This window comes from Streptomyces sp. NPDC056987, from assembly GCF_042673865.1.
GTDB lineage: Bacteria > Actinomycetota > Actinomycetes > Streptomycetales > Streptomycetaceae > Streptomyces.
This window is the reverse complement of the sequence record NZ_JBHURV010000007.1, coordinates 74,078-88,832: the sequence shown is the minus strand read 5'-3', so window position 1 is coordinate 88,832 and position 14,755 is coordinate 74,078. Positions and strand designations below refer to the sequence as shown.

The window sequence follows — 14,755 nt, the reverse complement described above, 5'->3', positions numbered from 1 at the left end:
CGGGGTCGGGGGTCACGGTGCGAACGGACACCCCGCCCGCACCACGACCCCCGCCCGCCACCGCCCGGGGCGCCCCCGGGATCAGCCCAGGTCGCCCGCGGCGGTGCGCTCCGCCAGCCGCACCAGCGTGCGGACCGAGGAGCCCGTGCCGCCCTTGGGGGTGTAGCCGTACGGGGCGCCCTCGTGGAAGGCCGGGCCCGCGATGTCCAGGTGGGCCCAGGTGATGCCCTCGCCGACGAACTCCTTCAGGAAGAGGCCCGCGACCAGCCCGCCGCCCATCCGCTCGCCCATGTTCGCGATGTCCGCGGTGGGGGAGTCCATGCCCTTGCGCAGGTCGGCGGGGAGCGGCATCGGCCAGGAGGCCTCGCCCGCCTCCTCGGCGATCTCGTGGAGCGAGGTGCGGAACGCGTCGTCGTTCGACATGATCCCGAAGGTGCGGTTGCCCAGCGCCAGCACCATCGCGCCGGTCAGCGTCGCCACGTCCACGATCGCGTCCGGGTTCTCCTCCGAGGCGCGGGTCAGCGCGTCCGCCAGCACGAGCCGGCCCTCGGCGTCGGTGTTGAGGACCTCGACGGTCTTGCCGCTGTACATGCGCAGCACGTCACCGGGGCGGGTCGCCGTCCCCGACGGCATGTTCTCGGCCAGCGCCAGCCACCCGGTGATGTTGACCGGCAGGCCGAGGCGCGCCGCGGCGACGACCGTGGCGAACACGGCGGCGGCGCCGCTCATGTCGCACTTCATCGTCTCGTTGTGCCCGGCGGGCTTGAGGGAGATGCCGCCCGAGTCGTAGGTGATGCCCTTGCCGACGAGCGCGAGCGTCTTCTGCGCGTCGGGGTGCGTGTACGCGAGCTTCACCAGGCGCGGCGGGTTGGCCGAGCCCTGGCCGACGCCGAGGATGCCGCCGTAGCCGCCCTTGGCCAGCGCCTTCTCGTCCAGGACCTGGACCTTGATGCCGTTCTCCTTGCCCGCGGCGGTGGCCACGGCGGCGAAGGACTCGGGCGTGAGGTCGTTCGGCGGGGTGTTCACGAGGTCACGGGCGCGGTTGACCTCCTCGGCCAGCGCGATCGCACGCTCGGCGGCCCGCTTGTGGGCCTTGTCACGCGGCTTGGCGCCGACCAGCACCACCTCGCCGAGCGGCTGCTTGGGGCCCTCGCCCTTCTTCGCGTTCCTCTCGCCGCCCTGGTACGCGGTGAAGGCGTACGCACCGAGCAGCGCGCCCTCGGCGATCGCCTCGATGTCCTCGACCGACTCGACGGGCAGCGCGAACGCGGCCTTCTTGACGCCGGAGAGGGCGCGCGCCGCCGCACCGGCGGCCCGGCGCAGCGTCTCGGCGCCGTACGTCTCGTCCTTGTCCGGTACGGGGCCGAGGCCGACCGCGATGACGACCGGGGCCTTCAGACCGCCCTGCGCGGGCAGCTTGGTCACCTCGCTCTCGCCGCCGGAGGCACCGAGTGTCTCCAGGACGGCGGCGAGCTTCCCGTCGAACGCCGTGTCCACGGCCTCGGAGCCCGGTGCCGCCACCGGCCCCTTGGCGCCCTTCGCGATGCCGACGACGATCGCGTCGACGCGCAGGGTCGCCACGCCGGCGGGCTTAAGAGTGAGAGCAGTCACGGTGGTGAAATCTCGCTTTCATTGAGTTCTCGACGGCCGGGGGGTTGCGCCGGCCGTGCCCGCCGCGGCGGCCCGTCCCCGCCGCGCGGCGGGATTGAGCCTACGCTCGGTGATGGACGCGCCTCACAGCGGCGGCGGTTCACTCGTCTGTGGGGGTGTTCGGCACGTTTCGGGACGCCCGCGGGACCGGCTCCGTACGACGCCCGCAGGACCGGCTCCGTACGACGGTCGCGCGCCGTACGTCACTTGGTCGCGCGCCGTACGTTCCGGGGCGCGCGGTACGGGGTCAGCCGAGCGTCAGCGCGACGAGTGTCGCCGTCGCGGCCGTCTCCGCGAGCGCGCCGAACACATCGCCGGTGACCCCGCCGAAGCGCCGTACGCAGTGCGCCAGCAGCAGCGCCGCCGCACCGAGCCCGGCCACCACCGCCAGCGCGTGGCGCACGGCGCCGGCCGCCCCGAAGAGCCCGCCCGCCGCCGCGGCCACGCCCGTGACCAGGAGCGCGGCGCACCACGCGGCCCGCACCGGCACCGTGCCGGCCACCGCGGCGCCGAGCCCCTCGGGCCGGGCCGGCGGGACGCCCGTGCGGCAGCCGAGGGTGAGCGCGAGCCGGGCGGTGAGCCCGGCCAGCACGGCCGCCACCGCGCCCCGGGCCACGCTCTGGCCGTACAGCTCCGCGACCGCCGCCACCTGCGCGAGCAGCACCAGCAGCAGGGTGATCACCCCGAACGGGCCGATGTCCGACCGCTTCATGATCCGCAGCGCGTCCTCGGCGGGCTGGGCGCTGCCCAGGCCGTCCGCGGTGTCGGCGAGACCGTCGAGGTGCAGCCCCCGGGTGAGGACGGCGGGCGCGGCGACGGCCGCCACCCCGGCCGACAGGGGTGAGGCGCCCGCGAGCAGCAGCAGCGCCGAGGCCGCCGCGGCGCAGCCGCCCACGGCGAGCCCGGCGGCCGGGGCGCTCAGCATCCCGGCGCGCGCGGCCGGGCGGTCCCAGCGCGCCACGCGGACGGGGAACACGGTGAGGGTGCCGAACGCGAAGCGAAGTCCGTCGGCGAGCGAGGCGCGGCCGTTCGCGTCGGTGGAGGTCATCGCGGGAAGGGTAGCCGGGCGCCGGCGGCGGCCCCGGGGCAGGGCGGGCGGAGGCGGGCCCCGGGCCGGGGCGGGCACCGGCGAGGGTGGCGAAACGCGCTAAATTGCGCATACGTGATCAATGGGTGCGATCGGTGATGCGGGAGTGGCCGGCATGGGGGACTGGTTCCAGCGGAACATCACCGATCCCGGCAAGCTCCCCACGCTGCTCACTCTCGCCTCGTTCGTCCTCACGTTCCTGGTGACGCGTACGGTCACCCGGCTCATCCGGGCCGGCAAGGGCCCGTTCCGGAACATCGCGCCGGGCGGGGTGCACATCCACCATGTGGTCCCCGGGGTGATCCTCACCGTGGTCGGCGGCTTCGGCGCCGTCGGCAGCGGACGCCACGGGGTCACCGCCTGCGTCTGCGCCGTGGTCTTCGGCGTCGGCGCGGGGCTCGTACTCGACGAGTTCGCGCTGATCCTCCACCTCGACGACGTCTACTGGAGCGAACAGGGCCGCCGGAGCGTGGAGGTGGTGATCCTCGCCGCCGCGCTCGCCCTGCTCGTCCTGAGTGGATTCTCGCCGCTCGACGTCAGCTCCCTCACCCCCGACGAGCGGGAGAACCGCGGCTCCGCGATCCTCACGATCCTGGTCAACTTCGGCTTCGTGCTGATCGCGCTCTTCAAGGGCAAGCTCCGCATGGCCCTCATCGGCACGCTCGTGCCCTTCGTCGCGCTCGTCGGCGCGCTCCGGCTGGCCCGGCCCGGATCGCCGTACGCCCGCCGCTGCTACCGCCGCCGCCCCCGGGCACGGGCGAGGGCGGAACTGCGCGCCCACCGCCGCGACCTGCGCTGGGCGGGCCCGCGCCGCCGCGTACAGGACTGGATCGGCGGCCCCGCCGACACCCCCGCCGGGCCGGAGCGGCCGCCCCGCTGACGGCGCGCCGCCCGGCCGTCACCTCGCCCGGGGCCGGAGCCCGCCGCGCCGTCTCCACTCCAGTACGGCGAGCAGCACCAGCACCGCCGACGCCGCCGCCAGATGCTCCCGGCCCGCCAGATTGTCCTTGAGCGCGCACTCCCCGACCAGCGCCACGAGCAGCGCCCCCGCCGTCCACCGCGCCCGGTAGCGCGAGCACACCACCAGCGCGAGCCCCACCACCGCCGCCGAAGGGCCCGTGTCGACGATCTCCGCGTCCGACGCGGGCAGCCCCAGGAACGCCTCAGGACCCAGCGCGACGCCGACCCGCGCGTACAGCGTCCCGGCCAGCGTCGCCACGTACGCGATCGCCAGCGTCCGCCACCGGCCCAGGCAGATCTCCGCGACCCCGAACACCAGCAGGATCTGCGCCAGCGCGCCCCACACCGGCAGGTCGAGCGCCGGTACGAACAGCGACAGCGGTGTACGGAGCAGGGCCGCCCCGAGCGGATCCTCGGCCCGGACCGCGCCGAGGTCCATCACCGGCCGGTACCCCCACGGCTGGTTCTGCGCGATCTGCGCCACAGCCGTCAGCCCCACCGCCGTCAGCGTCATCGGGACCGCCCGCGCCCCCCGCTTCGACAGCGTGGTCCCCACCGTGGTCAGCAGCGGCCCCCACTCCCGCCGGGCGAACCGGCGCAGCCGCGTACGGAGCGCCGTCCCCCTCGCCCCCACCGTCACCGGCGGCTCTCCAGCCGCCGGCGATGCAGCCACCCCGGCAGCCCCGGCGCCTCCAGAAAACCCTCGGCGCGCCCCGCCGCCAGCCCGATGCGCAGCAGGTCGGCGCTCTTCTCGAAGAGCATGAAGCGCGGCTCCCAGACCGGCCGGTACTTGGCGTTGGCGCGGTACAGCGACTCGATCTGCCACCACCGGGAGAAGAAGCTGAGCAGCGAACGCCACAGCCGCAGCACCGGCCCGGCGCCCAGCTTCGCGCCCCGCTCGAAGACGGACCGGAACATGGCGAAGTTCAGTGAGACCCGGGTGATCCCGATCTCGCCGGAGCGCTGGAGGAGTTCGATCACCATGAACTCCATCAGGCCGTTCTCGGCGTCCCGGTCACGGCGCATCAGGTCGAGCGAGAGCCCGTTCGGCCCCCACGGCACGAAGCTCAGCACCGCCCGCAACTCGCCCTCCCCGTCCAGGCATTCGAGCATCACGCAGCGCCCGTCGTCCGGATCCCCGAGCCGGCCCAGCGCCATCGAGAATCCCCGTTCGGTGGCGCCGTCGCGCCAGTCGTCCGCGCGCCGCAGCAGCCCGGCCATCTCCTCGGCGGGGATGTCCTCATGACGCCGGATCCGGACCCGGTAACCGGCCCGCGCGACCCGGTTGTACGCCTGCCGCACCGTCCGCATCGCCCGCCCCCGGAGCGCGGACGGCTGCCCCGGCGGACGCCCCGCGACCGCCCACCCGGCGGTCTCCACCAGCGCCTCGTCGCCCAGCTCCAGCGCGTCCATGCCGTGCCGGGCGTAGATCGTCCCGGCCTCCTCGCCCGCCCCCATCACCGCCGGGATCCACCCGTGGGCCCGCGCCTGCGCCAGCCACGGCGTGATCGCCCCCGGCCACGCCTCCGGATCGCCGATGGGATCCCCGGACGCCAGCGACACCCCGCCCACCACGCGGTAGACGACGGCCGCCTTGCCCGTCGGGGACCACATGACGCTCTTCTCGCGGCGCAGCGCGAAGTACCCCAGCGAATCCCGTTCGCCGTGCCGGGCGAGCAGCACCCGCAGCCGCGCCTCGTCGTCCACCGTCAGCGGATCCACCGCGCGCCGCGCCCGGAACGCCGCGTACACCACCGCCAGCAGCAGCAGCGTCGAGAGCACGTTGACGACCACGTCGACCCAGCCCGGGGTGGCGATCCCCGGGAACCGCGTCTCGTCCGCCGCCAGCGAGACCAGCCGCATCGTGCCGTACCGCCACCGCTCGGTGAACGACGAGCCGCCGTGCGCCGTGTTCGTGACGGTGACCAGCACCGCCGCCACCAGCGAGGTCACCAGCAGCCCGCCCGCCGCCACCGCCGCGGCCAGCCGCGGATTGGCCCGGTCGCCCTTCGCGTAGAACGCCCGCCGCCCCAGCAGCAGCGCCGCGACGAACGACGCAGTCAGCCCCAGCGAGACCCAGTTCTGCACATGCTGACGCAGTTCGGGGAAGGTCATCGCGAACGAGAACAGCAGCAGGAAGGGGCCCGAGATGACCAGGTTGAGAATCCACGCGGCGCGCTTGCGGCGGCGCATCGTGATCGCCAGGAACAGCGTGAAGAGCCCGGACGCGAACCCCGCCGTCAGGAGATAGGGCGTGAAGTAGTCGTCCACGTTGTGCCGCCGCAGATCCTGGCCCAGCGAGACCCAGACGGCGCTCAGGAAGTTGATGAAGGTGACGGTCCGCAGGTACCAGACGGCGTACGCCGCGGCGCGCCGGGAAAGGACCGTGCCCCGGCCCTTACTGTCCCCCTGACCCGGGGCGCTCTCCCGGGTCGACCGCTCGGCAAGCACGTGCACTTCTCCCATGAAACGCGATCATATGGGGCATCACGCTGCATGCCGGGTGAGGCGGCGGCCCGTCCCGGCCGCCGCATCCGATGCCCCGCTCCTACGTGGTCACCACATCGGCCCCGCCGACGTCACCGACGTCACCGGCCTCCTCCGCGGCCTCGGGCTCCGGCCGCTCCGGCAGCTCCGCCGCGAGCGCGGCCGCCGCCTGGACGAGCGGAAGCGCCAGCAGCGCCCCGGAACCCTCGCCCACAGTGACGCCCTGGTCGAGCAGCGGGTTGAGCGCCATCCGGTCCAGTGCCTTCGCCTGCGCGGGCTCGCCGCTCAACTGCCCCGCCAGCCACCAGTCCGGGGCCCGGAACGCCGCCCGCTGCCCCACCAGCGCGCACGCAGCCGACACCACACCGTCCAGGATCACCGGCATCCGGCGCACCGCCGACTGCAGCAGGAACCCCGTCATCGCCGCCAGGTCCGCGCCGCCCACCGTCGCCAGCAGCTCCACCTGGTCCCCGAGCACCGGCCGTGCCCGGCGCAGCGCGTCCCGTACCGCCGCGCACTTGCGCATCCACGCCAGATCGTCGATGCCCGCGCCGCCGCGCCCCGTCACCACCGACGCGTCCGTGCCGCACAGCGCCGCGATCAGGGTGGCCGCGACCGTCGTACCGCCCACGCTGAGATCCCCGAGGACCACCAGATCGGTCCCCGAATCCGCCTCCTCGTCCGCGATCGCCATCCCGAGCCGTACGGCACGCTCCGCCTCGTCCCGGGTCAGCGCGTCCTCGACATGGATCCGCCCGCTGCCGCGCCGCACCCGGTGGCGCACGACCTCCTCGGGCAGCAGCGCCGGATCGCAGTCGAGACCGGCGTCCACCACCCGGACGGACACCCCGGCCCGGCGGGCCAGCACGGCGACGGGGCTCGCTCCGTCCAGCACCGCGCGCACCAGCGCGTGCGCGCTGCCCGCGGGCCGGCCCGACACATCGAGCCCGGCGACTCCGTGATCCCCGGCGAACAGCACCACGCGCGGCTGCTCCACCGCCCTCACCGGCACGGACCCCTGCGCCGCCGAGAGCCACTCACCCAACTCGTCGAGGCGCCCGAGCGCCCCCGGTGCCACGACCAGCCGCTCCCTGCGTTCCTCGGCGTCGCGCCGGGTGCCGCTGTCGGGGCGCTCGATCAGATCGGAGAAGTCATCGAGATTAAGCGAACTCATCCGGCGACAGTACCGGGCCGCGCCGCGCCCGACGACGGGGTGTCACCGCAGGGCGAGGGCCTGGCCCGCCACCACCAGGAGCACCTGCTCGCACTCGTCCGCGACGGCCGCGTTCAGCCGGCCCAGTTCGTCGCGGAAGCGGCGCCCCGAGCGGGTGGCCGGGACCACCCCCGCGCCCACCTCGTTGGTCACCGCCACCACCGTGCGCCGCGTGGCCCGCACCGCCGCGACCAGCTCCCCGGTCCGCTCGCGCAGCGCCTTCTCGCCGCCCGAGGACCAGGCGGCGTCGTCCCACGCGTTCACCCGGTCCATCGCGTCCGTCAGCCACAGCGACAGGCAGTCGATCAGCAGCGGCGGGCCCTCCTCCGCCAGCAGCGGGACGAGGTCGCAGGTCTCGGCCGTACGCCAGGAGCCGGGGCGGCGCTCGCGGTGGGTACGGACCCGCTCCTCCCACTCCGTGTCGCCCTCGCGGCCGCCGCCCGTCGCCACGTACAGCACCCCGGGGAACGCCGCCAGCCGCCGCTCCGCCTCCCAGGACTTGCCCGAGCGCGCCCCGCCCGTCACCAGCGTGCGGCGCGGCACCTCGGGGACGGGGTGGTACGCGCCCACCGTCAGCGTCGTCCCGTCGGGGACGGCCCGCGCGCCGGCCGCCGCCAGCCGCCGCACCAGCTCGGGCCCCGGCGGTACGTCGTGGTCGAGATGGACGGCGACGACATCCGTGGCGGGGCCGATCGCGCCCGCCGCGCGCAGCCGCGCCACCGCGTCCGGGCGGCCGATCACATCGGCGGCGACCATGTCGTACGGGGCGGTCGCGGCCCGCGTACGGCCGTTCCCGGGGGCCACCCCGGCCGGCGCCCCGCCCGGCGGGAGATGCAGCAGCCGCTCGCCGCCGGGGCCCGTCACCTCGTACCCGGTGCCCGGCGCGTCCATCGCCACCGCCCGCACCCGGTGGCCGCTGAGCAGGGTCAGCACCCGGCCGTCCGCGACCCGCCCGGCCGACGGCAGCCCGGCGGGCAGCTCCACCGCGGGGCCGTCGTGCGGATGGGTGAGCAGGACCTGCCGTACCCCCGCCAGGGAGTGCCCGGCGCGGGCCGCGGCGAGCGCGGCCCCCGGGGTCAGGTCCAGCAGCAGTACACCGTCCACGAGGAGGGCAGTGGCGGCGCGGGCCCACGGGCCGCGCGCGGTGGCGCACGCCGCGCAGGGGCAGTGGGGGCGGGGGAGCCCGGTGGGGGCACCGGTGCCGAGCAGAGTCAGTTCCACAGGGTTGATCCTCCCGCGTCACCGCGTACGGTGCGCGCCCGGCTACGCTGCGGGCAGGTAGATCGATCAGTTCCGCGGGAGCCGGGAGGCGCACATGGCGTGGATGTGGCGGTTCGAGAAGACCGACGGGACGGAGGTCCCGCCGGCGGTGGAGCCGGAGGAGTTCACGACGCAGGGCGACGCCGAGTCATGGGTCGGCGAGGTCTGGAGAGAGCTCCTGGACGGCGGCGCCGACCAGGTGTCGCTGTTCGAGGACGGCACCAAGGTATACGGCCCGATGAGCCTCCAGGCCGACGCGGGCTGAACCACGCGTCCGTGAGTTCGCGCGTCCGTGAGTCCGCACGGCGGTAGGCCCGTCGGCCGGCGCGGACACGGGGCCGTACGTCCGGGGGAGCCCCCCAGGCGTACGGCCCCGCGTCACATCTCGCCCAGCGTGGCCTCCACCGTCCTCGTCGCGCCGCCCCGGGTGAAGGTCACCTTCACCCGCTGCCCCGGCTTGTCCGACGCGAGGATCTCGGAGAGCGAGGCGATCGTCGTCACCCGGGTCCGGTCGATCGCGATGATGATGTCCCCGGCCCTGATCCCCGCCTCCGCCGCCGCGCCGCCCTTGCGCGCCGTGACGACCGCGACGCCCGCCGGCTGGAATTCGGGACCGACCACCGTACGCCCCGTGATGCCCAGCGCCGCCCGGCCCGAGTCGACGACCCGGCCGTGCTCGATGATCTGGTCCGCGACCGTCCGCACCATCGACACGGGGATCGCGAAGCCGATCCCGGGCGCGGCGCCGTTGCCCAGCTCCGGATCGGTCGCGGCCAGCGTGGGGATGCCGATCACCTCGCTGTCCAGATTGACCAGCGCGCCCCCGCTGTTGCCCGGATTGATCGCCGCCGAGGTCTGCACCATGTTGGCGATGGTGGCCCCCGTACCACCGCCCGCCCCGCCCTCGCTGACGGTCCGGCCGACCGCCGAGACGATGCCCTCGGTGACACTGCTCGACAGCCCGAGGGGCGAGCCCATGGCGAGCACGATCTGGCCGACCGCCACCTTCGCCGTGTCGCCGAACGTCGCGGGCTTCAGCCCGCGCGGGACCGCGTCGAGCTTGATGACGGCGAGATCCTGCGCGGGGAAGCTGGAGACCAGCCTGGCGCGCAGCGGCTGCTCGCTGTTGGCGACGGTCACCGTCAACGTCCGCCCGCCGCCGATCACATGGGCGTTGGTGACGATGTGGCCCTGCCCGTCGTAGATGACGCCCGAGCCCAGGCTGTTCCCGGCCTCGATCTGCACGACCGACGGCAGGACGTTCCTGATCACCGTCTCGTAGTCGCCCTGGAGACCGGCCCCGGAGCCGGGCGTGGCCTGCGCGGGCCGGGCGGGGTGCGCGGCCCGCTCGGCGGCGACCGGCGCGGCGGTGCCGGGTGTGGAGCAGCCGCCGGCCAGGGCGACCATGCAGAGCGCGGCGGTCAGGGACAGCGGCACCCGGTGGGCGTGGCGGCGACGGCGGCGGGAGGGGAGGGAAGCATCCATGCCGGGATTATCCCGTTTGCCCCCTGGGTCGGCTCGCGTTGCGCCGCCGATCAGGGGCCCGGCTCAGGCCCGGCTCAGGGGCTCGCGGAAGAGCCGGCCGGGCCCCGCCGGAGGTCCCGCCGCCCCGGCGGCGGTCAGCGTGAAGCCGCCAGGAACTGCGTCGCCGCCAGCTCCCCGTACAGCGGATCGTTCGCCACCAGCTCCTCGTGCGTGCCCACCGCGCGGACCAGGCCCGCGTCCATCACCACGATCCGGTCCGCGAGCGTCACCGTCGACAGCCGGTGCGCCACCACCAGCACCGTCACCTCGCGCGCCGCCTCCGCCACCACGTCGCGCAGCGCCAGCTCGTTGACCGCGTCGAGCTGCGACGTCGCCTCGTCCAGGAGCAGCAGCCGTGGCCGCCGCAGCAGCGCCCGCGCGATCGCCACGCGCTGCCGCTCACCGCCGGACAGCTTCGAGCCGCGGTGGCCGACCAGCGTCTCCAGACCGTCCGGCAGCCGGTCGACGAGCCCGTCCAGCCTGGCCCGTACGAGAACCTCCCGGATCTCCTCCTCGGTGGCGTCCGGTGCGGCGAAGACCAGGTTCTCGCGGAGCGTCCCGGCCAGCACGGGGGCGTCCTGCTCGACATAGCCGATGGCGGCGCGCAGCTCGGGCAGCGGCCACTCCCGTACGTCCCGGCCGTCCACCAGCACCCGGCCGCCGGTCGCCTCGTAGAACCGCTCCACCAGCCCGAAGACGGTGGTCTTGCCCGCGCCGGACGGGCCGACGAAGGCGGTCATCCCGGGGCCCGGCACCTCGAAGGAGACACCGTGGTGGATGTACGGCAGCTCCTCGCGGTACCGGAAGGTGACGTCCTCGAAGACCACGGAGGCGGGCCCGGCGGCCACTGCCGCCCCCTCCTCCCCGGTCCGCGGTCCGCGCGTCACCGGCTCCGGCCGTTCCGTCTCCAGCTGCTCCGTCTCCAGTTGTTCCGCCTCCACGAGCCGCGCCACCGCCGCCGACCCCACCTGGTACTGCGTCACCGCGCCCACCAGCTTCGACACCGGGTCGATCAGATAGAAGAGGAAGAGCAGGAACGCCACCAGCGTCGACACGGAGATGGCCCCCGAGGCCACCCGCGCCCCGCCGATCCCCAGCACCGCCAGGAACGACACCTGCACGGCGAGCCCGACCGAGGACCCGGCCACCGACTGCCACTTCGCCGCCCGCACCCCGTGCAGCCACGCCTCCCGCGCGGCCGCCTCCACCACGGCGGTCTCCCGCTCCTCCGCGCCCGACGCCTTGACCGTACGGAACGCCCCGAAGGCCCGCTCCAGCACCGCCGAGATATGGCCGACGGCCTCCTGGGAGCGCTTCGCCGCCCGCGAGATCCGGGGCATCACCAGCGCCACGGCGCTGCCGATCACCACGATCACCCCGAGGGTTACCCCGAGCAGCACCGGGTCCAGCCAGCCCATCAGCGCGATCGTCGCGAGGAACGCCAGACCGCCGGTGGCCGCCGAGACGATCGACTGCGTCGTCACCGCGCGCAGCAGCGTTGTGTCCGAGGTGATCCGGGACATCAGATCGCCCGGCTGGGTCCGCTCCACCTCGGGCAGCCGCAGCCGCAGCAGCCGCCCGATCAGGGTGCGGCGGGCGGCCAGCACGACGGACTCGGCGGTCCGCTCCAGAAGGTACGAGCCCACCGCCTCGACCGCGGTGCCGAACAGCACCAGGGCCGTGAGGAGCAGCAGGATGCCGGTGATCGAGGAGTCCCCGCCGAGCCGGTCCACCAGCTCCCGCGCGGCGAGCGGCTGCGCCAGCCCGCTCGCCGCGCCGATCAGCGCGAGGAGGCCGCCGAGGGCGACGGTTCCGCGGTACGGGCGGAAGTGCCGGTAGAGAGCGCTCCAGGTCTCCCGGGCGGGCAGCGGCGGCGTCCGGGGCGCGCCGCTCCTGATGTCCTTCTCCGCGGGGGCCGCGGGGGCCGCGGGGGCCTTCTCCGGGCGGGTTTCCGCCGCGTCGTCTTGTTCCGCGCCGGTCTTCCCCGCGCTGTTCACAGTGGTCACCCCGGTAAGGACGCCGTGGCGGCCCGATCACCTGAGCGGAGCGTGCCTCCGTTCACCGGAGTCGGCGACCCCGGCGATCCGGCGCCCCGGGCCCGGTGCGCCGCCGGGCCCCGTTCAGCCGCGTACCCCGCACAGGTGCAGCAGCGCCGCCACCCCGCGGTACGGGTCGGTGCGCCCCGCCCGGTCCTCCGCGGCCAGCAGCCGCTCCAGGTCGGCACCGGGGGGCGGCAGCGCGTCGTCGGCCGCCCCGTCCGTGAAGACCCGTACGCCGTACCAGGCATGCAGCGGGGCGGCGATCCCCGCCAGTGTCGCCGTCAGCGCCTCCAGCCGGTCCGCCCGTACCCGCAGGCCCAGCCGGTTCGTGTACGTGTCCGCGTCGAAGGCGTCGAGTGCCCCCGCCCAGTCCCCGGCCACGCCGGGCCGCAGGGCCAGGCCGTTCCCGTTCCGTACCAGCAGCGACAGCAGGCCGCCCGGCGCCAGCATCCTGGCCAGCCCCGCGAGCAGCGCGTCCGGCTCGTTCACGTACATCAGCACGCCGTGGCAGAGGACGACGTCGAAGCTGCCGGGCAGGAAGTGCACCCCGGTCTCCAGGCCGTCGCCCTCGATCAGCCTGACCCGCTCACGTATCCCCGCCGGCTCCGTGGCCAGCGCCTCGCGCGCCGTGGCCAGCATCCCGGCGTCCGACTCCAGCCCCGTCACGGAGTGCCCGCCGCGCGCCAGCCGCAGGGCCTGCGTGCCCTGGCCCATGCCGACGTCGAGCACCCGCAGCCGCTGACCGACCGGGAAACGCCCGGCTATCTGCTCGTCGAGCTGGCGCGCGACCAGCTCCTGACGGACCACGTTCCGCAGCCCACCGAGCCCGGCCAGCCAGCTCGCCGAGCCGCCGGCGAAGCCGGAGACCTCAGCGCTCAGGGCCGCTCTCCGCGCTTGACCTGCGGCTTGGGCAGCCGCAGCCGGCGCATCTGGAGCGTACGCATCAGGCCGTAGGCCACGGCGCCGCGCTTGGGGGTGTCGGGGAAGCGCTCGGCGAGCTGCTTCTTCAGGCGCAGCCAGATGCCGATCGAGTCGACGACGATCATCACGATCACACCGAGCCACAGCAGCAGCGCGATGTTCTGGAGCGAGCCGACCCGGACCATGCTCAGCACGAGGATCACCACCGCGAGCGGCAGGAAGAACTCGGCGACGCAGAAGCGCGAGTCGACGTAGTCGCGGACGAAGCGGCGCACCGGCCCCTTGTCACGGACAGGCAGATAGCGCTCGTCACCGTTGGCCAGCGCCTCGCGCTGCCGGGCCAGATCCACGCGGCGCGCCTCGCGCTGCTGCTTCATGGCCGACTTGCGGTCGGTCGGTGGGGTGACGGCACGCCGACGCTGCGACTGTGCCTCACTGCGCTTGGGGGTCGGGCGGCCCTTGGGGGCCTGCGGGTCGCGGGGCGTGGAGAGGTCCGCCGTCACCTTGGTGGCGGTGGCCTTCTCTTCCTTCGAGCGGCTTCGGAACACAAAGCCCAAGGGTACGGGGTGTCGCGGTTGGACCCCACCCCGCCGGGGAACGATCCCGCAACGGCGTGCGTCTGTACTGGGACAGACGGGACTTTGTGCCGCGTCCCCTGATGGTCATCTACTCCTTGCGCCTGATGGCGGGGCGGAGCAGTCGTCCTTGGGGAGGAGCGCATCCGTGCTGGAACAGTGCGGTAATAGAGGCAGGGCCCGTACTGTGGGTTCTGTTGGAGTGCTGGAGCTGTAGTCCGTCAGAAGGGGGCGCGCGAAGCCCATGAGCGGTGTCATGAAGCGTATGGGGATGATCTTCCGCGCGAAAGCCAACAAGGCCCTTGACCGGGCCGAGGATCCGCGCGAGACCCTTGACTACTCGTATCAGAAGCAGCTCGAACTGCTGCAGAAGGTGCGTCGCGGCGTCGCCGACGTGGCGACGTCCCGCAAGCGCCTGGAGCTGCAGCTCAACCAGTTGCAGGGCCAGTCGAGCAAGCTGGAGGACCAGGGCCGCAAGGCGCTGGCGCTGGGCCGGGAGGACCTGGCGCGCGAGGCGCTGTCCCGCCGTGCCTCGCTCCAGCAGCAGGTCAGCGACCTGGAGACGCAGCACCAGACCCTCCAGGGCGAGGAGGAGAAGCTGACCCTCGCCGCGCAGCGCCTCCAGGCCAAGGTCGACGCCTTCCGTACGAAGAAGGAGACGATCAAGGCCACCTACACCGCCGCCCAGGCGCAGACCCGGATCGGCGAGGCCTTCTCCGGCATCTCCGAGGAGATGGGCGACGTCGGCATGGCGATCCAGCGCGCCGAGGACAAGACCGCCCAGCTCCAGGCGCGCGCGGGTGCCATCGACGAGCTGCTGGCCTCCGGCGCCCTGGACGACCACTCCGGGCTCGCGAAGGATGACATCGCGACGGAGCTGGACCGCATCTCCGGCGGTTCGGACGTGGAGCTGGAGCTGCAGCGCATGAAGGCCGAGCTGGCCGGCGGCTCGGCCCAGAAGCAGGCGATCGAGGGCGGCGCGGCCGACCCTCAGGACGCCACCCCGAGCCAGCACAAATTCGACAAGCAGTAGGGATTC

Annotated in this window: 13 protein-coding genes; 3 read left to right on the top strand and 10 right to left on the bottom strand. The window is 74.3% G+C overall.

Annotated features, from left to right (window positions below; translation table 11 throughout):
- Positions 1 to 81: 81 nt before the first annotated feature.
- Both ACFTZC_RS10770 and ACFTZC_RS10765 read right to left on the bottom strand, forming a co-directional pair.
- The gene (locus tag ACFTZC_RS10770) at positions 82 to 1,611 is read right to left on the bottom strand and encodes a leucyl aminopeptidase (protein ID WP_382888448.1); all 1,530 of its coding nucleotides are present in this window, start codon (positions 1,609 to 1,611) and stop codon (positions 82 to 84) included.
- Between the two features lie 286 nt (positions 1,612 to 1,897).
- On the bottom strand, positions 1,898 to 2,698 hold the full coding sequence (locus ACFTZC_RS10765; RefSeq protein WP_382888446.1) for an adenosylcobinamide-GDP ribazoletransferase: 801 nt from the start codon (positions 2,696 to 2,698) through the stop codon (positions 1,898 to 1,900).
- A 154-nt stretch (positions 2,699 to 2,852) separates the two neighbouring features.
- On the opposite strand from ACFTZC_RS10765, the gene ACFTZC_RS10760 reads away from it, so the two are divergent.
- Positions 2,853 to 3,617, top strand: a complete 765-nt coding sequence (locus ACFTZC_RS10760; RefSeq protein WP_382888445.1) for a hypothetical protein — start codon at positions 2,853 to 2,855, stop codon at positions 3,615 to 3,617.
- An 18-nt stretch (positions 3,618 to 3,635) separates the two neighbouring features.
- Here the strand turns inward: ACFTZC_RS10760 and ACFTZC_RS10755 are convergent, their stop codons facing one another.
- The 4 genes from ACFTZC_RS10755 to ACFTZC_RS10740 form a co-directional block, all read right to left on the bottom strand.
- Entirely contained in the window at positions 3,636 to 4,337 is a 702-nt protein-coding gene (locus tag ACFTZC_RS10755; RefSeq protein WP_382888444.1) for a hypothetical protein, read from the bottom strand.
- Positions 4,334 to 6,163, bottom strand: a complete 1,830-nt coding sequence (locus tag ACFTZC_RS10750) for a phosphatidylglycerol lysyltransferase domain-containing protein (protein ID WP_382888443.1) — start codon at positions 6,161 to 6,163, stop codon at positions 4,334 to 4,336. Before ACFTZC_RS10750 ends, ACFTZC_RS10755 begins: the two co-directional genes overlap by 4 nt.
- Positions 6,164 to 6,245: 82 nt before the next feature.
- The gene (gene cobT, locus ACFTZC_RS10745; RefSeq protein WP_382888442.1) at positions 6,246 to 7,358 is read right to left on the bottom strand and encodes a nicotinate-nucleotide--dimethylbenzimidazole phosphoribosyltransferase; all 1,113 of its coding nucleotides are present in this window, start codon (positions 7,356 to 7,358) and stop codon (positions 6,246 to 6,248) included.
- A 42-nt stretch (positions 7,359 to 7,400) separates the two neighbouring features.
- Positions 7,401 to 8,618, bottom strand: a complete 1,218-nt coding sequence (locus tag ACFTZC_RS10740; RefSeq protein ID WP_382888441.1) for a bifunctional adenosylcobinamide kinase/adenosylcobinamide-phosphate guanylyltransferase — start codon at positions 8,616 to 8,618, stop codon at positions 7,401 to 7,403.
- A gap of 94 nt (positions 8,619 to 8,712) precedes the next feature.
- Here ACFTZC_RS10740 and ACFTZC_RS10735 point away from each other — a divergent pair, with 94 nt between their 5' ends.
- Positions 8,713 to 8,922: a hypothetical protein gene (locus ACFTZC_RS10735; protein ID WP_382888440.1), complete on the top strand. Its 210-nt coding sequence runs from the start codon at positions 8,713 to 8,715 to the stop codon at positions 8,920 to 8,922.
- 113 nt (positions 8,923 to 9,035) lie between these two features.
- Here the strand turns inward: ACFTZC_RS10735 and ACFTZC_RS10730 are convergent, their stop codons facing one another.
- The 4 genes from ACFTZC_RS10730 to ACFTZC_RS10715 form a co-directional block, all read right to left on the bottom strand.
- Positions 9,036 to 10,142, bottom strand: coding sequence for a S1C family serine protease (locus ACFTZC_RS10730; RefSeq protein ID WP_382888439.1), 1,107 nt, complete (start codon positions 10,140 to 10,142; stop codon positions 9,036 to 9,038).
- A 134-nt stretch (positions 10,143 to 10,276) separates the two neighbouring features.
- Entirely contained in the window at positions 10,277 to 12,079 is a 1,803-nt protein-coding gene (locus ACFTZC_RS10725; protein WP_382888608.1) for an ABC transporter ATP-binding protein, read from the bottom strand.
- Positions 12,080 to 12,301: 222 nt separating this feature from the next.
- Positions 12,302 to 13,036, bottom strand: coding sequence for a class I SAM-dependent methyltransferase (locus ACFTZC_RS10720; protein ID WP_382888607.1), 735 nt, complete (start codon positions 13,034 to 13,036; stop codon positions 12,302 to 12,304).
- Positions 13,037 to 13,095: 59 nt separating this feature from the next.
- Positions 13,096 to 13,689 (bottom strand): DUF3043 domain-containing protein, encoded by a 594-nt coding sequence (locus tag ACFTZC_RS10715; RefSeq protein ID WP_365806733.1) that lies wholly within the window; start codon positions 13,687 to 13,689, stop codon positions 13,096 to 13,098.
- Between the two features lie 283 nt (positions 13,690 to 13,972).
- Here ACFTZC_RS10715 and ACFTZC_RS10710 point away from each other — a divergent pair, with 283 nt between their 5' ends.
- Complete coding sequence (locus ACFTZC_RS10710; RefSeq protein WP_382888438.1) at positions 13,973 to 14,749, top strand: PspA/IM30 family protein; 777 nt, start codon at positions 13,973 to 13,975, stop codon at positions 14,747 to 14,749.
- The last annotated feature ends 6 nt before the right edge of the window (positions 14,750 to 14,755 follow it).